The 18,341-nt window shown below is 62.2% G+C and carries 12 protein-coding genes, 1 tRNA gene and 2 pseudogenes; 4 read left to right on the plus strand and 11 right to left on the minus strand.

Annotated elements, in window-relative coordinates; translation table 11 throughout:
* Window positions 1-15 precede the first annotated feature (15 nt).
* Window positions 16-636 (plus strand): TetR/AcrR family transcriptional regulator, encoded by a 621-nt coding sequence (locus tag IE095_RS15320; protein ID WP_189412633.1) that lies wholly within the window; start codon window positions 16-18, stop codon window positions 634-636.
* On the opposite strand, the gene IE095_RS15325 is transcribed toward IE095_RS15320, so the two are convergent.
* Window positions 624-2,783, minus strand: coding sequence for a selenide, water dikinase SelD (locus IE095_RS15325; protein ID WP_189412634.1), 2,160 nt, complete (start codon window positions 2,781-2,783; stop codon window positions 624-626). The genes IE095_RS15320 and IE095_RS15325 overlap by 13 nt on opposite strands.
* A gap of 100 nt (window positions 2,784-2,883) precedes the next feature.
* Between IE095_RS15325 and IE095_RS15330 the strand changes: the two genes are divergently transcribed.
* Both IE095_RS15330 and IE095_RS15335 read left to right on the plus strand, forming a co-directional pair.
* A complete protein-coding gene (locus IE095_RS15330; protein WP_189412635.1) occupies window positions 2,884-4,902 on the plus strand; it encodes a hydantoinase/oxoprolinase N-terminal domain-containing protein in 2,019 nt (672 codons plus the stop codon).
* Window positions 4,903-4,937: 35 nt separating this feature from the next.
* Window positions 4,938-5,014: transfer RNA gene (locus tag IE095_RS15335), tRNA-Met, on the plus strand.
* Between the two features lie 245 nt (window positions 5,015-5,259).
* Here IE095_RS15335 and IE095_RS15340 read toward each other — a convergent pair.
* The 7 genes and pseudogenes from IE095_RS15340 to IE095_RS15370 all read right to left on the minus strand — a co-directional run bounded on the left by IE095_RS15340 (window position 5,260) and on the right by IE095_RS15370 (window position 13,650).
* Window positions 5,260-6,186, minus strand: a complete 927-nt coding sequence (locus IE095_RS15340) for an alpha/beta hydrolase (protein WP_189412636.1) — start codon at window positions 6,184-6,186, stop codon at window positions 5,260-5,262.
* Window positions 6,183-7,793: an ABC transporter ATP-binding protein gene (locus IE095_RS15345; protein ID WP_189412637.1), complete on the minus strand. Its 1,611-nt coding sequence runs from the start codon at window positions 7,791-7,793 to the stop codon at window positions 6,183-6,185. The genes IE095_RS15340 and IE095_RS15345 overlap by 4 nt, the downstream gene beginning before the upstream one ends.
* The gene (locus IE095_RS15350) at window positions 7,790-8,587 is read right to left on the minus strand and encodes an ABC transporter permease (protein WP_189412669.1); all 798 of its coding nucleotides are present in this window, start codon (window positions 8,585-8,587) and stop codon (window positions 7,790-7,792) included. Before IE095_RS15350 ends, IE095_RS15345 begins: the two co-directional genes overlap by 4 nt.
* 21 nt (window positions 8,588-8,608) lie before the next feature.
* Window positions 8,609-9,550, minus strand: a complete 942-nt coding sequence (locus IE095_RS15355) for an ABC transporter permease (RefSeq protein WP_189412670.1) — start codon at window positions 9,548-9,550, stop codon at window positions 8,609-8,611.
* A gap of 58 nt (window positions 9,551-9,608) precedes the next feature.
* Window positions 9,609-11,045, minus strand: a complete 1,437-nt coding sequence (locus IE095_RS15360; RefSeq protein ID WP_189412638.1) for a carnitine 3-dehydrogenase — start codon at window positions 11,043-11,045, stop codon at window positions 9,609-9,611.
* A 391-nt stretch (window positions 11,046-11,436) separates the two neighbouring features.
* A pseudogene (locus IE095_RS15365) lies at window positions 11,437-12,672 on the minus strand (ABC transporter substrate-binding protein); the annotation flags it as partial.
* Between the two features lie 87 nt (window positions 12,673-12,759).
* Window positions 12,760-13,650, minus strand: a complete 891-nt coding sequence (locus tag IE095_RS15370) for a beta-keto acid cleavage family enzyme (protein WP_189412639.1) — start codon at window positions 13,648-13,650, stop codon at window positions 12,760-12,762.
* Between the two features lie 78 nt (window positions 13,651-13,728).
* Between IE095_RS15370 and IE095_RS15375 the strand changes: the two genes are divergently transcribed.
* Window positions 13,729-14,748, plus strand: coding sequence for a GlxA family transcriptional regulator (locus IE095_RS15375; RefSeq protein WP_189412641.1), 1,020 nt, complete (start codon window positions 13,729-13,731; stop codon window positions 14,746-14,748).
* A 95-nt stretch (window positions 14,749-14,843) separates the two neighbouring features.
* Here IE095_RS15375 and IE095_RS15380 read toward each other — a convergent pair whose 3' ends face one another.
* From IE095_RS15380 to IE095_RS15390, 3 genes and pseudogenes are all read right to left on the minus strand, one after another.
* A complete protein-coding gene (locus IE095_RS15380; RefSeq protein ID WP_229804837.1) occupies window positions 14,844-15,977 on the minus strand; it encodes a LysM peptidoglycan-binding domain-containing protein in 1,134 nt (377 codons plus the stop codon).
* A 74-nt stretch (window positions 15,978-16,051) separates the two neighbouring features.
* Window positions 16,052-17,191 carry a transporter substrate-binding domain-containing protein gene (locus IE095_RS15385; protein WP_189412643.1) on the minus strand — a complete coding sequence of 380 codons (1,140 nt, stop codon included), beginning with the start codon at window positions 17,189-17,191 and terminating at the stop codon, window positions 16,052-16,054.
* A gap of 148 nt (window positions 17,192-17,339) precedes the next feature.
* A pseudogene (locus IE095_RS15390) lies at window positions 17,340-18,341 on the minus strand (hypothetical protein); the annotation flags it as partial.

The raw sequence follows: 18,341 nt of genomic DNA on the forward strand, positions 1-18,341 counted from the left end.
AGGTATGTATGGCCTATGCCAAGACCCACCAAACAAGACCCCGAAAGGGGGGCTGCACGAACCCGGCTGCTCGAGGCTGCGCGGGATGTGATCCGGCGTCAGGGTTTTGCGGCGACCTCGGTCGACCAGCTTTGCGCGGCGGCGGGGGTGACGAAGGGGGCTTTCTTCCATCATTTCAAGGACAAGGCGGCGCTGGGCGTGGCGGCGGCGGATTTCTGGGGGGAAACGACGGGGGCCTTTTTTGAAGGGGCACCCTACCATCGGCCTGCCGACCCGTTAGAGCGGGTTCTGGCCTATATCGCCTTTCGTCGGTCGATCATCGGGGATGAGCTGTTCGAATTCACCTGTCTGGCGGGGACTTTGGCGCAGGAAACCTATGAGAGCGCGCCCGAGATCGGGGCGGCGGCGGGGCGGGCGATCTTTGGTCATGCCGCAACGCTGGAAGCCGACATTGCCGCCGCGATGGCGGCGCGGGGCATCAGCGGCGGCTGGACGGCGGCCAGCCTTGCCCGGCACACGCAAACCGTGTTGCAGGGGGGCTTTGTGCTGGCGAAGGCTGGGCAGGATCCGCAGATGGTGCATGAAAGCCTGGACCATCTGGAGCGGTATATTCGCTTGCTGTTTCAGGCGGCATAGACCGCGCCGCTGGCGGTGACTTTGCCGATGACCCACAGGGGGGACAGGTCGGACAGTTCCTCTAATGCGTCGGGCGGAATTGCGGCCAGCAGGCCGCCGCAGGTTTGCGGATCATGGCATAGATCGGCACGGGCGTTGGCGGGCAGATGGCAGCGGACAGCACTCGCGGCTTGGTTCGCAGGGGTGAGGGTCGATTGAACCCCAAGCGATGCCAAGGATTCCGCCCCCGGCAGCAGCGGCAGGGCGGCAAGGTCCAGCTCGGCCCCCTGATCATCGCCCAGCATTTCCAGCAGATGCCCCGCCAGACCAAAGCCGGTGACATCGGTCATCGCATGGGCAAAGCGGGCCAAGGCACGGGATTCCGCGCCCATCGGGCGGGTCATGCTGGCCAAAGCCTGTTCCACCGCCTCACCCAGCAGCAGACCTTGGGGCTGTGCCCCCGCCATCAGCGCCGCCATAATGACGCCCGACCCCAAGGGCTTGGTCAGCACCAGCAAATCCCCAACCCTTGCGCCGCGTTTGGGGGTCACGCGGTCGTAGGCAAGGCCCGTCACCGTAAAGCCGATGGTCAACTCGGCCCCGAAACTGGAATGGCCGCCGACCACATCGGCCCCCTCGGCGCGAAAGATTTGCCCGGCGGCCTGCATGATTTCGGCCAGTGAACGGCCTGCCAGCCGGGCATTGGCGCGGGGCAGGGTGATCTGGGCCAGCGCCGCCTGTGGCTCCGCCCCCATCGCCCAGACATCGCCCAAGGCATGAACAGCGGCGATGCGGGCCATCATTACCGGATCATCGACCATCGCCCGCAGATGGTCGGTGGTGATCACCTGAGTCTCGCCGCCGATCTGCAAGACGGCAGCATCATCGCCGGGGCCGGATCGCACATCGCCCCGCTGCGGGACCGGCAGGGCGGCCAGCGCCGCCGTCAGGGCCGCCCCGTCGATCTTGGCCCCGCAGCCGCCGCAGGCGGGTTTGGCGCCCAAGGCCTGCTCCAACCCCTCGGCCCCAACCTCGGGCGGTTTCAAGGTTGCCATGGTGGGCAAATCGCCCAATTGTTTCATAAAGGTCCGGTCGATCCGGTCTTTCCAGCGCCAAAGCGCGTGGCCAGAGAAAGCCAGCCCCCATTTCTCGGCCAAGGCCCGTTTTTCGCCCAACGAGATGAGTTTCAGGTAATCCCGTTGCGGTTTGTAGGGTTGCAGCGCCCAGAACCCGGCCAAGGCGGATTGCAGGTTGTGGTGCAGGATGGGCGCTTGCCGCACGGCAAAGACGCCGGCCTTGGGGCGCGGGTCGGGCAGGGCGGCGCAATCGCCTGCGGCAAAGACATGCGGCGCGCTGGTTTGCAACTGCGCGTTCACCTTTAGAAACCCATTTTCGCAGTCCAGCCCGCTTGTCGCCAGCCATGCAGGCGGTTCCGATCCGGCGGCGGACAGGGTAAAGTCGGAGCGGATCACCTCGCCCGAGCGCAGCCGCAGACTGTCGGGCAGGATTTCAGCGGGTTCGGCGTTCAGCATCACCGTCACCCCCGCCCGTGCCAGATGGCCTGCCAAGCCTCGCCGTGCGCGTGCGCCCAGCAAGGGCAGCAGAACCGCGCCCCTATCCAGCAGGATGACCCCAGCCTTAGGCCCCAGACGGTGCCGCGCGGCCAAGGCGAGTTCCAGCCCCGCCACGCCGCCGCCGATGACCACCACCTGCGCATGGGCCGGGGCATGGGCCGCGAAATAGGCCCATTGCACGGCAAATTCCCCCAAGGGTTTTGCCGCATGGCCATGGTCGGCAAAGCCCGGCAGGCCGGGTAAGTCCGAGGTGATGCCGACGTTGATCGAGGCGAGGTCAAAGCCGATCTGCCGTCCGCCTTCCAGCGTGACCTGCCGTGTCTGCGCATCCAGCATGGTGACACGCCCCGAAACAAACCGCGCCCCGGCGGCGCGCGCCAAGGGCCAAAGGTCAATCATGATCTGGTCGCGTGGATAATGGCCCGCGACAAAGCCGGGCAACATGCCCGAATAGGCGGCCAAGGGGCCGGGGTTGATCAGCGTCAGCCTTGCGCCTGGCAAAGGGTCCATCGCCCACATTTTCAGGATCAGCGCATGGGTGTGACCCCCGCCGATCAGGCACAGATCCTGCACATCGGGCATGTTTAGTTGCATGATCAGGCCTTTCCTGTCGTCTTGCCACCCTTTGCTGCCGCAATGGGGATGACCGGGCCCCAGCCTTTCGCTATCTGGAAGGCCAAGGCAAGGGGATCACATGAGCTATCTTCTGGGCGTCGATACCGGCGGAACCTATACCGATGCTGTCCTTTTGGACAGCGAGGCCACGCAGGTCATCGCCAAGGCCAAGGCGCTGACCACGCGCGACGATCTGTCGCGCGGCATCGGCGGGGCGGTTGATGCGGCCTTGGCCAAGGCCGGGGTTGCGGCTGGGGACATCCGCCTTGTCTCGCTTTCCACCACGCTGGCGACGAATGCTTTGGTCGAGGGGCAGGGCGGGCGCATTGCGCTGATCTTTATCGGCTTTGCCGAAGCGGATCTTGCCCGCGCCGGTCTGGCCGAGGCTTTGGGGGGCGATCCGGTGATTGCCTTGGCAGGGGGCCATAGCCATGCGGGGAATGAAGTCTCGCCCTTGGACCTTGCCGCTTTGGAACAGGCCGTGGCTCCTTTGGCGGGGCATGTCGCGGGCTTTGCCGTCGCGGCGCAGTTTGCGACGCGGAACCCGGCGCATGAGGTGGCGGCGCGCGATCTGATCCGGCGAGTGACGGGGCGGCCTGTGACATGTTCGCATGAACTCTCCTCGGGCCTGAACGGGCCGAAACGGGCGCTGACGGCGGTGCTGAATGCGCGGCTTATCGGGATGATCGACGGGCTGATTGCGGCCTGCACGGGGCATCTGGGCCGGGTGGGGATTACGGCGCCCTTGATGGTGGTGCGGGGGGACGGGGCGCTGATTTCGGCGGAAATGGCGCGGGAAAGGCCCATCGAGACGATCCTTTCCGGCCCCGCCGCCAGCATCGTGGGCGCGCGTTGGCTGACGGGGGAGGCTGAGGCCTTGGTCAGCGACATTGGCGGGACGACGACCGATGTGGCGATCCTGCGGGGCGGTCTGCCCGAGATTGACCCCGAGGGCGCACAGGTCGGCGGCTGGCGGACGATGGTGCAAGCCGTGGCGATGCGCACCACGGGGTTGGGCGGGGATAGCGAGTTGCATCTGTTGGAGGGTTTGGAGGGTGGTTTGCGTCTGGGGCCACGTCGTCTGGTGCCGGTGTCGCTGCTGGCGGTCGATCATGGGCCGATGGTTCATGCCGCCTTGGACCGGGCCCTGCAAAGCTTTGCGGTGGGGGAACATGACGGGCGGTTCGTGCTGCCCATGGGTTTGGGCCAGCCGGATGGTTTGGCGGCGCGCGAACGCGCTTTGCTGGAACGGATCACGGGGGCGATGCCTTTGGCGCAGGTGATCGGCACAAGGCTGGACTATGCCGCGCTGGACCGGCTGGTGGCGCGGGGGCTGGTGATGATTTCTGGCGTCACCCCTTCGGATGCGGCGCATGTTCTGGGCCTGCAATCGGGCTGGGATGGCTCGGCCGCCGAAAAGGCGCTGATGCTGTTCGCCCGCCGCCGCAACGGGCGGGGGGAACGCTTTGCGCCGGATGCGGCTGTTCTGGCGCAAAGGGTGGTGGATCAATTGACCCGCCAGACAGCGACCTGCCTGCTGGAAGCTGCTTTTGCGGAAGATGCGGGCTTTGTAGGGCAAGATGCGGCGGCCTTGGCGGGGCATGCGTTGACCTTGGCAGGGCTGTCGGGGGGGCATCGGGGGGTTCTGGCGATGGAAACGCGGCTGGCCCTGCCGGTGATCGGTCTGGGCGCTTCGGCCCGCGCCTATTACCCGCCGGTGGGGGATATGTTGGGCTGCAAGGTCATTTTGCCGGACCATGCCGACGTGGCCAATGCCGTGGGGGCGGTGGTGGGGCAGGTCAGCCAGCAGGTTACGGCCCATGTCAGCACACCGGGTGAAGGGCGATTCGTGGCGCATCTGGCGGATGGGGCGCAGGTCTTTCCGACAGCCGAGGCAGCCATGCAGGCGACAGAACAGGCGCTGGGATTGCTGGTGCAGGCGCGGGCCTTGGAGGCCGGGGCAGAAGAGGTGACCTTGCACACCGCCCGCGCTGTGAAACAGGCGCAGATCGAAGGGCAGATGATGTTCATCGAGGCGGAAGTGACCGTGACCGCCAGCGGCAGGCCGCGGGTCGCCCATCCTGCGTTTTCGGCTTGACGGCCCCCGCAACAGGCCATATTCCGCCCGGCAGTGGCTAGGTAGCTCAGCTGGTTAGAGCACGCGACTCATAATCGCGGGGTCGGGGGTTCGAGTCCCCCCCTCGCCACCACTTCTCCTAATTCCGCTTCTCGGCCAATCAGGCTTTGCAGTTTGTTTTGCACGTCGATGGCTTCGTCTTGGCCCGTGGCGGGGGCTGAACGACTTTGTTGCCAAGGCCTGTAGAGTTCGGCCCCATTTCCCCTGCCCGGCCTTGCTGTGTCATTGGCAATCTCGTTCAATCTTTTGTAGAATGCGCGATCCAAGGATGGATCATCATCGGAGGCCCATCCCCCAAGAATCTGGCCTTGCCACGGGTTAGTCCGCCGCTTGCCGTGCCGCCTTGTCTTGACCAGACATAAAGTCGCGGATGGTTCCGACAATCTCTGCGAATACGTCCCGCGCGCGTTGGCTGCCGTGACGCGCCCTTAGCCAGCCATGCACAAGCTGCGCTGAATTGTGTATTTCGGCGCGCACACCCGCCGCTTTCAGGGCCTGCGCGTAAAGCGGGCCATCGTCGCGCAAAGGATCGACGTCTGCCGTAAAGATCACCGCAGGGGGCATGCCTGACAGGTCGTGGGCGGAAAGTGGGCATTGTTCGGGGTCAAGCCGCGCTTCTGGCGAGGACAGCGACCGATAAAAGGCGACCTCTGCCGTTGAAAGCAGGGGGGCCTCGGCGTTTTCAACATAGGACAGGGCCCCGATATCGCCGCCCAGATCGGGATAGATCAGCACCTGACCCAAAGGCATAGTCCCGCCCAATCGCCGAATGCGGTGGCACAGCCCGGCGGCAAGATTGCCCCCGGCGCTGTCACCGACAACCACCGCCCTTTTGTCCAACGCCCGCCAGACCGCATAGGCATCTTCCAACTGGGCGGGGGCTGGATGTTCGGGGCGCAGGCGATAATCGACGGCCACCACCTGACAACCTGTCGCCACGGCGATTTCGGCACAGACATCGTCGTGACTGTCCAACCCCCCCAGCACAAAACCCCCGCCATGCAGGTAGAGAACAATTTCCGCGGCCGTGTCAGGCCCATAAAGACGACAGCGCACTCCGCCCAAAAACGCATCTGTCACCCGCAACCCCGCCGGGCGGGGCGCACGAAAGACGGCGCACATGGCATCGTAATAGGCGCGGTTTTGTTGGACCGAGGCATCGGCGGCATCCGCTGGATAAGAGGCCAGCGTTTTCTCGATAAAACGCAGGATTTCGGGGTCGGTGATCGGGCGGTGGCGGGTCATCCCCGCCCTCTTTGCGCCAAGGTTCGCGTCAGCCAGTCTGTGTCAGTCTCTGGCACGGAATCCAGCAGGCGGCGGGTATAGGGATGGGTCGATTGCTGAAAGATGTGATCGCGGCTGCCCTGATCCACCACAGCGCCTTTTTGCATCACCACAACGGAATCTGCGATGGCGCGCACTGTTGAAAGGTCGTGGGTGATGAACATATAGGTCACCCCCGTCTGTTCCTGCAAACGCATCAGCAGTTTCAGGATCCCCTCGGCCACCAGTTGATCGAGGGCCGAAGTCACCTCATCGCAGATGATGAATTCCGGGTCGGCGGCCAAAGCGCGGGCAATGCCCACCCGCTGTTTCTGGCCGCCCGATAGTTCACCGGGACGGCGGTCGATGAACTGCCCCGGTTCCAGCTCGATCGCTGCCAAAAGCTCGCGCACGCGCGCGTCAAGTGCAGCCCCACGCAGGCCGCCATAAAAGGCGGCTGGTCGGCCGATGATCTCGCGCAGGGTCTGGCGCGGGTTCAGGGCTGTGTCGGCCATCTGATAGATCATCTGAATGGATCGCAATTCCGCCTTGGTCCGATCCCGCAAGGCGGCGGGCAGCGCACGACCGCGCAATTCGATGTCGCCCGACAGGGGTTTCAACAAGCCGGTGATGGCCCTGGCCGTGGTTGATTTCCCTGAACCGGATTCACCGACCACCGCAATCGTCCGCCCTGCGGCAAAGTCGATGGACACATCCCGCAACACGGCCATCTTGCGACCGTAACTTGCCGTGACCCCTTTCAGCCGCAAGGCCGGATGATTAGTTTCCGCCGGTTTGGGCCGGGCCGGGCGCGTCAGGTTCCGCACCGCCCAAAGGGATCGCGTGTATTCTTTTTGGGGCGCGCTGATCAGCCGACCTGTCGGGGCCTCTTCGACCTCTTCCCCGTGGCGCAGAACCTTGATCCGGTCGGCCATCTGCGCGACCACAGCCAGATCATGGGTGATGTAAAGCGCTGCGGAATTCAGATCGCGCACCACCGACCGGATCGCCGCCAGAACCTCGATCTGCGTTGTCACATCCAGCGCCGTTGTGGGTTCGTCGAAAACGATGAGATCCGGGCGGCAGGCCATCGCCATGGCCGTCATCGCCCGCTGCAATTGCCCGCCCGAAACCTGATGGGGAAAGCGCAGGCCGAAATCGGCGGGGTCGGGCAGCCCCATACGGCCATAAAGATCATGCGCATCCGCCTCAGACTCCGCACGCCGGGCATGGCCATGCAACCGTGGCGCTTCGGTGAATTGGTCGATCAGACGCCAAGCGGGATTGAAACTGGCCGCCGCCGATTGGGCGACATAGGCAATACGCGCCCCGCGAAATAGGCGGCGCTGCTTTTCCGGCAGGGCCAGCAGATCCTGACCGTCGAAATGCACAGCACCGCCGTTGATCCGGCAGCCCTCTTGCACATAACCCATCGCGGCAAGGCCCAGCGTCGATTTTCCTGCACCGCTTTCGCCGATCAGACCCATCACCTCACCCCGATGCAGCGACAGGTCGATCCCCCGCAGAATGGGTGCGCCTAGGCGCGTTGCCACCTGAAGATTGCGGATGTCGAGCAGAAGATCGGTCATTCCTTCAACCCCGAGGCTAGATGCAACAGATGGTCAACCACGAAATTGACGGCCACTGTCAGCAGCGCGATGGCCAGCGCGGGTAGTAGCGGCGTGATGTCCCCAAAGGTGATCAGCGCAGCGTTTTCTTTGACCATCGCGCCCCAGTCTGCTGTTGGCGGCGGCAGCCCCAGCCCCAGAAAGGACAGCGCCGAAATCGTCAGGAAGACAAAGCAGAACCGCAATCCGAATTCGGCGATCAGCGGGGCCGAGATGTTCGGCAGCACCTCACGCCACAGGATGCTCACCATACCTTCACCCCGCAGACGCGCGGCCTCGACATAGTCCAGCACGATGACATTCATCGTCGTGGCCCGGGCGAGCCGATAGACCCGGGTTGAATCCAGCAGGGCGATGATCAGGATCAGATTCAGCACACCGGGCCCAAAGACCGAAAGCGCCAGCAGCGTTAGCAGCAGCGAGGGAACGGCCATCAGAACATCCACCAGACGCGACAGCACCTGATCGATCAGCCCGGTGTTCGCGGCGGCGGCCATCCCCAGAATGGCCCCCAGCGCAAAGGATAAAAGCGTCGTCGCCAAGGCGATGCCGATGGTGTTGCGCGCGCCCCAGATCAAGCGGGACAAAAGGTCGCGCCCCAGGTTGTCGGTGCCCAGCAGATGGTCGCCGCCCCAAAGCTCGAAGGCCCCCCCCAGAATTTCGGCCTCGCCATAAGGGGCGATCCACGGTGCGAAAATGGCCAGCAGCGCATAAAGCCCGATCACAACGGCCCCAAACCGCGCTGTCCAGGGCATAGGGTGCCAGAACCGCATCGTCTAGCCCGCCCTGTGCATCAGCCGCGGGTTGGTGGCAATCGCCAGTACATCCGCAAGCAGATTCAAAAGGATATAGACCGCCGCAAAGATCAGGCAGCAGGCTTGGACCACCGGAATATCCCGGTTCGAAACGGAATCGACCATCAACTGCCCCAGGCCGGGATAGACAAAGACCACCTCGACAATGACCACGCCGGAAACAAGCCAAGCGATGTTCACCGCCACCACGTTGATGATCGGGGCCAAGGCATTCGGCAGGGCATGAACAAGGATCACCCGCAGCGGCCCGATGCCCTTAAGCCGGGCCATGCCGATATAGGGCTGCGCCATCAGATTGATGATCGCGGCCCGTGTCATCCGCATCATATGCGCCGTCACAACCAGAACCAGCGCCATCGCGGGCAGGAAAGTCCGATGCAGCATTTCGATCAGCCCGGCATCACTGCCGTAATCGGCAATCGTCGGGAAAAACGGCAGGCGCACGGCCAGAAACAGCATCAAGACATAGGCGATGAAGAATTCGGGAAACGAGATCATGGTCAAAGTCAGACCCGTGACGGCCCGGTCAAACAGGCTGCCGCGCCGATAGGCCGACAAGATCCCCAGAAAAAGCGCCAGCGGAACGGCGATGGCCGCGGCATAGGCCGCCAGAAACAGGGTCTTGCCCATCCGCGCCGCCAAAAGATCGGCGACCGGGCGGCCATTCGACAGGCTGTTGCCAAAGTCCCCCGCCAGCAGCGTGCCCATCCAGTCGAGATAGCGTTGCAGCAAGGGTTGATCCAAACCCAGTTCCCGCCGCAGCGCTGCCACGGTTTCCGGGGTCGCACTTTGCCCCAGAATCTGCTGCGCAATATCCCCCGGCAACAGGCTGACCGCCAGAAAGATCAGGACCGAGATCAGCCAAAGCGTCAGCAGCCCCAGAACCAGACGGCCCAAGATCATCCGCAAAAGGCGCGCTTTGCCTGTCACGATGGGCCACCTTCCTTGCGGGGAACTTGGTTCATGCCGACACCACGTCGCGGATTCCGCGCCCGGCAAAGTTTGGCGGGCTGTCGGGCCGCATCTCGGCCAGACGCTGGGGCAGGGGGGCCTCCATCAGGCTGGCCTTGCCAAGCGCGGTATCGACATGCAGCAGCATATGTTCCGAGGTGGCCACCACTTTCCCGTCCCCATCGCGCATCTCATGCAGAAGGCGGATCCGCTTGGCATCATGCCCCAAAAGCATGGTCGTCACCGTCACCCTTGCGCCCACCGACAGGTCGCCCAGATGCCGCAGATGGCTTTCCACAGTATAGACCGACCGTCCGCCTGCCCGATAGGCCGCATCCATGCCAATGCGCACCAGAAAGGCATCGGTCGCATCGCCGAAAACCTGCGCATAGCGGTATTCGGTCATATGGCCATTATAGTCGGTCCATTCCGGCCGCACTTGCACCTGCCAGCCTTGGCCTGACACCCCATGCGCCTTGGCCAGAAACCGCGCTTCCATGGCGGACAGAACCTCGCCCGCGCCCCAGTTCCGATCCCGCAAAACCTGCATAAAGCCGATCAGATTGTCGTCTCTGATCTGTTCCAGCTCTCGGATGCCATACTGCCCAGACTGGGCATCGGACTGGGACGAGATTTGTTCCACCAGGCCCTCGTCCAAGTCGGGCACATCCATGAGCTTGGTCCAGGGCCATTTCAGGGCCGGGCCGAATTGTGCCAGAAAATGCCGCATCCCCGCCTCGCCGCCCGCAATCCGATAGGTCTCGAACAGCCCCATCTGTGCCCAACGCAGGCCAAAACCGAAACGGATCACATCGTCGATCTCGCCCGTTGTGGCGATTCCATCCTTGACCAGCCAAAGCGCCTCACGCCAGACGGCCTCTAACAGCCGATCCCCGATATGCGCATCAATCTCGCGCCGCAGCACGATGGGTTTCATCCCGATTTCTGTCAGCAGCTTTTCTATCTGTGACAGGGCCAAAGGGTCTGCCCCCTCTTGCCCCACAATCTCGACCAGCGGCAGCAGGTAGACCGGATTGAACGGATGGGCGACAAAGATACGCCCCGGATGTTTTGCCCCCTCACGCAGTTCCGTCGCCCGAAAGCCCGAGGTGGATGAGCCGATCAACGCATCCGGCCGCGCCGCCGCTTCGATCTCGGCCAGCACCCGATGTTTCAGGTCCAGCCGTTCCGGCACGCTTTCCTGAATGTAATCCGCTTCCCGAACCGCCTCGGCCACCGACCCCGCCCAGATCACTTTGCCGATCTCGCCCAAAGGGGCCGACAGCATCTTTTGATAGGCCCGCGTCGCGTTGCTGATCACTGCATCCAGAATGCGCGCCGCCTCGGGATGAGGGTCGAACACCGCCACATCGTGCCCATGCAGGATGAACCTTGCGATCCAGCCTCCACCGATCACGCCACCGCCGATTGCCGCAATTCGTGCCATTCGGGTCTTCCGTCCTGTTTGGATATTCGTTTGTTCTGGCAGGCGGCCCGCGCCGCCTGCCAAGGGCTGCGCGATCAGGCAGCACTCCACCAGCGTTCGACGATCTTCCAGCCGTCAAAGAAGCGGTTCGACGCGACGGTCCATGCGCCACCTTTTCGTTCCGCACGTCGATGTAGTTCACGAAACACGGAATGATCGTGCCGCCATCATCCGACACAAGCTGCTGCATTTCCCGGTACATTTCCCGGCGCAGATCGTCGTTCAATTCGGCCCGCGCCTGCATCAGCAAGGCGTTGAAACGTTCATTGCCCCAATGGCTTTCGTTCCATTCCGCGCCCTTGGCATAGACCAGACCAAACATGTCGTCTTCTGTCGGTCGGCCATTCCAATAGCTTAGGCAGAAGGGCTTTTTCAGCCAGACATTCGACCAATAGCCATCATCCGCCTCGCGCAGGATGTTGATGTCGATGCCGCCCGCCGCCGCACTTTGCTGGAACAGGGTCGCCATGTTGATGGCCCCCGAAAAAGCGGCATCGGCGGCGGACAGATCAATGGCCAACCGATCCAGCCCCGCTTTCTTCAGGTGGAATTTGGACCGTTCGGGATCATAGCTGCGCTGTTCCAGATCGCCCGCATAGAAACGGTTTGCTGGCGCAATCGGAGAGTCGTTGGCCACAGCCCCATGCCCAAACAGGATCTTTTCGACGATCTCGTCCCGGTTCACCGCATATTTCATCGCCAGTCGCACATCGACATTGTCGAAAGGGGCCACATCCGTGAACATCGGCATGGTGTAATGCGCCGTGCCCGGCACCTCGACCAGATGCAGGCCCGGCTGGCGCTGCAACAGATGCAGGGTCGAAAGGTCCGGCCCGTTGATCACATCCACCTCGCCGGTGATCAAGGCATTCTGCCGCGCCGTCGCATCATTGATGGTGCGCAGTTCCACCGTATCAAACCAGGCGCGGCCCTGTTTCCAATAATCGTCCCGCCGCGTCAGCGTGATCCGCACGCCCGGCTCGTGTTCGGTCAGGACATAGCCCCCTGTCCCCAGACCGCTTTCCCAGTCCAGCGTGCCATCAGCACGCCCCGGCATGATGACAAAGTGATAATCCGTCAGCAGCATCGCAAAGTCGGCATTGCCGCTTTCCAGATCAAAGATGACGGCATTCGTCCCATCGGCCTTGATGTCCACAACCTGCGCCAGCGACCCCTTGGCCCCCGAGGTGGTGTTTTCGCCCCGATGATGGTTGAAGGAGGCGATCACATCTGCCGCGGTGCAGGCCCGTCCATCCGAAAAGCGCGCATCGCCCCGCAGGCGGAAGGTCCAGCTTTTGGCGTCCGACGTGGTTTCCCAGCTTTCCGCCAGTTCCGGCTGGGGGTTCCCAGCCGCGTCAATCTCGACCAGATTGTTGCAGACCGCCAGCATCGCCGTCACCACCGGCCCCGCCGCATAAGTCGCGGGATCGATGGAATCCGAGGTGGCACCGCCAAGATGCCCGATCCGCATCGTGCCCCCGCGCTTGGGTTCTGCTGCCTGCGCCCAGACAGGCCCCGCCCCAAGCATCAGCCCCGACGCGGCCGTCGTGGCAAGGAATTGTCGTCTGTTCAGACCATTCATTCGCATGTCTTCCTCATCTGTTGGGACGCAGCCGCTTCTATGGCGATCTTGCGCAGGTTGGTTGGATCGTCGGCCCTTTGGCCTTTTGCAAAATCAGCCTCTTTTCGTCAGTTTCAGTTTCTGGCGCACTTCGTCCGGCCCCAAAATCCGGCCACCCATCGCCGTCAGGATCGTCACCGCCCGTTCGACCAAATCGCCATTGCTGGCCAACTGCCCCCGCGACAGCCAGATGTTGTCTTCCAGCCCGACACGGACATTCCCCCCCGCAAGCGCCGCCTGCGCCACATAGGGCAGTTGCATCCGCCCGATGGAGAACATCGAATAGACCCAGCCCGCCGGGATATGGTTCACCAGCGCCATCAACGAGGTCGGATCCGCCGGAATGCCATAGGGAATGCCCATGCAAAGCTGCACCAGCACCGGATCGTCAATCAGCCCTTCCTCCACCAGCGTCTTGGCCAGCCAAAGATGGCCTGTGTCGAAAATCTCGATCTCGGGGCGCACGCCTGCCGCCTGTATCCGCCGCGCCATCGCCCGCAAGGTGCCGGGCGTGTTCGTCATCACATAATCCGCCTCGGCAAAGTTCATCGTGCCGCAGTCCAGCGTGCAGATCTCGGGCAACAACTCCTCGACATGCACCAACCGCGCGCTGGCCCCCACCAGATCGGTGCCCGGCCCTAGGGGCAGCGGATCTTCGGCGGAACCCAGAACAATGTCCCCGCCCATCCCCGCCGTCAGGTTCAGCACCACATCCGTATCGGCGCTGCGCACCCGGTCGACCACCTCCCGATACAGCGCCGGATCGCGCGAGGGGGCCCCCGTCGCCGGATCGCGCACATGCACATGCGCAATGGCGGCCCCCGCCTTGGCCGCCTCGATACAGGCCGCCGCGATTTCCGCAGGCGTCACCGGCACCTTGTTGCTTTTCAGATGGCTTTGCCCGGAACCCGTCACGGCACATGTGATGAAGATGTCAAAGTTCATGCTGTCTCCATTCTTCTTCGTTCAAGGTGAACAGAAACGAGGTGACAAGATTTGCACTTTTCGCCAATCTCTTTTCTTATGTCGCCAGTTTTTCCCTTTCGCCTCTGCTTCCTTCTGTTCGATGGCTATTCGAACATGGTTCTAGCCAGCGCCATTGAACCGCTCCGCGCGGCCAACAACCTTTCCGGCAAAGCCCAGTTCAGTTGGCGACTGGTCACGATGGATGCCGCCCCCGCTGTTTCCTCCAGCGGCCTTTCCCTTTTGCCGGATGGCACACTGGCCAAGATCGACGATTTCGATGCCTTGGTTGTCGTGGCAGGCTACCGCGTGCGCGAATACGCCAACCGGCGCGTGCTGGGAGCGATCCGCCGCGCCACGCGCGGCGTCACGCTTTTGGCGGGTCACGATACAGGGGCCTGGATACTGGCCGAGGCGGGCCTTTTGGACGGCTATCAGGCAACTCTTCACTGGATGGAGCAGACTAGCTTTCAAGAGGAATTTCCGCAGGTCGAAATGATGCCCCGGCTTTATGTTCAGGACGGCAATCGCGTCACAACCGGAACCGCCGAGGGCACGATGGCCTTTTCGCTGGATCTTATCAGCCAACGCGGTGGCGAGGCCTTGAGTCTGGATGTCCGCAACATGTTTGACGATGTCATGCGCGGCGATATGGTCGAACCGGCCGAGACGCGCCCCGGCACATTTGCGGGCCCCTTGGGGCGCGCTGTCCTGTTGATGCATCAGAACATGGAAAATCCCCTGAGCATTCCGCAGGTTGCCCGGCAATCGGCCATGTCGCAGCGCACTCTGGAACGCATGTTCCAGCACCTTCTTGGCACTTCTGCTGGGGATTACTATCGCAACCTGCGTCTGGCGCGGGCCCAGTTTCTTGCCTCGACAGGCGCATTGCGATTGGCCGAAATCGCCATTCGCACAGGTTTCTCATCCGCCGCCACATTGGCCCGGGCCTTTCAAAGGCAATATGGCATGTCGCTGGGAGAAGCGCGAAAGCTAACCAATCGTCCAAAGGCGCCTTCGCAGGGCGGTCGAACGGGCCGCGATGTCATGGCACCGCCCATCTTCAGGCCCGAGGTTTAGTTTCAAGCCGGTATCCATACAGAATACCGGCTTGAATCAGGTTCATTGCCGCATCGGAATGTGGGTTGTCAGGAAACCCTTACAACCCGCGCCAACTATTGCGTCATGTTGTTGTATTCGGCCAAGCCGGTCGCCACGACATCATACCATTCGCCCGACTCCCGCATCTCGATCAGGCCCTTGTTTAGCATCGCAATATAAATACGGCCGCGAGGATTTTTCTTAGATGCGATGAAATGATAGGTCAGGAAGTGGATCAAAGAAGGATTTGTTACCACTTTGTCCGCAGCGCCCAATTCGGCAAAAACATCGGTCGCCGTTTCCAATTCGATGGCCATGACGTCCACTTCGCCATTCAACACGGCTTCGGCGCAGTCTTTCGGTGTGGCCAGACGAACATGGGTCACAAGCGGCTCGACAAGGCCAACCTCCTCCAAGGGAAAGCTGCTCCAATCGGCAGGCTTACAGATTTTTGCGCCGGCCAGATCTTCAAACTTGGTGACGTTGACGTATTTGCTGTCCAACAAGGTCGTGAACGTCTCGGCCACCTCGTAAACGGGCAAAGTTGCATCAAGATCGGTGCAGCGTTTGACACCGTCCTCGCCAAGAAGATCAATCTTAGTGCAGTCGGGCATGCCCCAAGCGATGGAAATGTCAAATGCCCCAGTCGGCAGAAGCACTTCGGTGTGCGAACCCCAATCGTTCACCCAGCTTACACTACCCTCGCGGTCGTTGCCGCCACGCTGCAATGCCGTCGTGGCAAGGCGCACCAGAATGCCACCGCCAGCAAGGCTTTCATCGGTAAAGGGTTTCCAGCCATTGCCGGTCACGAACTTCAGCGGTGGTTCATAGATGTTGCTGGTGGAGCGGGTGGTTTCCTGCTTTTCCTCTTCGGCCGCGATGACGCCGCTCAACTCAGAGTCTGCCGTCAGACGTCCGTCCTCGCAGGGCAGGATCAATTCCATGCCCACCGGCAGGTCATTGATGTTCGAGGCCAGCTGGTCGCGGTTGGCGTTAAAGATCATCTGGAAGTCATAGGTGCCGTAGGCCGCCTGAGAGATGTTGCCAAGCGTATCCCCTTCTTTCACGACATAGGTCGTGCAGGCTTCTTGGGCTGAAACCGCAAGAGGAGCGGCAATTGCAAACGCCGAAAGCGCCAGCAATCGAAAGGTGGCGGATTTGAGCTTCATATTGTTCGTGTCCTTCTGCTTTTTGGGTGTGGTGTCCAAGGCATACATTCCTGAGTAAATCGTAAGGCCAGTGCAGGGCGTTTGGGCCCCCGTGGCGATTAAAACCGGGTTCGCTATTTTTCCATGTTTGACGCCAAGGCTGTCGAAACGATGTCATACCATTCCCCGGATTCGTACATCTCGACGACACCGCCATCCAGCTTGGCAATCAATTCAACGGCCTCTGGGTTCGATTTGTGTGCGATGACATGCAGGCTTTGCAGCGTCGTCAGGTAAGGGTTGCTGTCCACATCGGCGGCGATGCCCAGATTTGCAATCGCCGTATCCCCCACCTCGGCGTCGATGGACACAAGATCAACTTTCCCGGCCATCAAAGCTTCAAAGCAATCTTCGGTGTCTGCCGGGCGCATCAGTTCGATCTTTGGCACGCTGAGGCCAACCGCATCCAGAACGCCGGTGGTATAGCCCTCGGGTCGGCAAATCCGTTTGCCTTCCAGATCGGCATAGTTGGTAGCAAGGGCAAGACCGCTTCCCCTCGTGGCAAAGAAGCCATCGACAATCTCGTAAAGCGGGGCCGAGAAGACAAAGTTGTCGCAGCGGGCCTGATCCCCCGCCGACAGCATCGCGCCCGCCTCGCAATCCGGGCGGACCCACGGAAAGCTCAGATCATAGGCGCCGGACGGAAGCAGGGCGTCGATATGGGCCTGCCAGTCGTTGATGAAGGTCAGGTTGTAGGGAATAGCCGGGTCGGCACGGAAGATTCCCATTTCAACCAACTGCGTCACCATCCCCCCTCCGGGCAGCGTCTCGTCGGTAAAGGGCGCATAGCCGTTGCCTGTCACGATGCCGAAAGTTTTCACTTCCGCAGGTATGGCTGCGGCCGATGGTTCGGATTCGGCGTCCTTTGGGGGCTCGGCCTTAACCTCGGCTGCGGCGGTCGTGATCATCACGGGTTCGGTGACCGGCTCTTTCGCCGGATCAATGACCTCGGCAGCCACAGCGCTCGGGTCGCAGGGGATGCTTAGAACGGTCCCAATCTCGATAAGGTCGGCCTTTTTGCCGATCGCCAAGATATTGGCTTCGAAGATCGCGCGATACATGTCGGCGTCGCCATAGGCGCTGCGAGCGATCAAACGCAGGTTGTCCCCGGCCGCCACGACATAAGTGCCGCAGGCTTCTTGGGCGAGGGCGGAAACCCCCGAAAGCAGCAGTGCTGCACAGCCGATGCCAAAGGTCTTGGCAGATTGCGTCATGAATGAACTCCTTTGGTCAATCGACCGTCTGGCGCCTGTCGGCATGCTGATCGTCAATAACAATGGGTAAACCCCGCAAGATTCAGGTGGCGAAACAGGGGCATCGATTGCCATCGCGAAGAAGATGACTCATGATCATATCCCGACCTCACTCCCCAGCCGTGGTTGCAAGCTGCATTCCGGCGGTCTCAACCTTGCTGGCGCGGATGATCGAGAATTCGGTGACCGAAACCGCGGCGTCCACCAGACCCGTCAGGATGCTTTCAAGCGAATCTGCGCCATCCAAGGCTGTGCCTGACGTCTTGTCGCGGAACAGGACATCCCCCACCTGAAGGCCCGAGACATCGGGATCGGCAATGGCCGTGACCACGGTTTTCCAACCATCGTCCCCCAGAGTGATCTCGACGCTGATCCCATTGCTTAGGCTGACCAGACGGTGCGCCTTGACGGTCATAAGGCCCGTTTCGTGCGCGGCATCGGCCCCGTCGGCATATTCCACGACGACGCGCGCCTTGCCATCCGGGTCCACCTTCATCGCATTCAAAACCGCACTGGCCGACCCGGCGCCCTGCTGAAGCGGCACACCGTTGACCGCAAAGATAAAGATACCCGGCGCAATCCAACGGCCTGCTTCCGACAGGTCGCTGCCGGGCAGGACGCGAGTGACGACTGCCACTGGGGTGGTGCCCACGATTCGCTTGTCATCCATGAACGGCATCTCGACATCCCAGGCCGCAAAGCTGATCTGGTTCGTCAGCAACGCCCCGTCCGGGGCCGCTATAGCGGCAGTTTCTTCTGCAACAGGCTCAACAGCTTCGCTCTCAACCTCTGTTGCCGCAACCGCCGCAGTTTCCACCTGCGCGGCCTCTGCGGCAGAAGGATCCTTCAGAGCCGTTTCGACAACCGGCGTTTCTGCCGTCGCCTCTGGGGCTGGACCCGCCGGTGCTGCATCCGTGGCGGTTTCGACGGGCACCTCTGCTGTTTCGGTCACTTGCGGCTCGGCAGCTGGTTCTTCGGGAGCGGAGGCCTCGGTTTCGACGGTTTCCGCCGCAGCCACTTCGGCCGTCGGTTCTTGGGCCGCCGCCGTTTCTGTGGCCGCCTCGGCAGGGGCTGGCGTTTCTTCGCTGCCGCCCATGAACATCACCCCGGC

Origin of the sequence: Neogemmobacter tilapiae (assembly GCF_014652215.1) — a bacterium.
GTDB classification, from domain to species: Bacteria; Pseudomonadota; Alphaproteobacteria; order Rhodobacterales; family Rhodobacteraceae; genus Neogemmobacter; species Neogemmobacter tilapiae.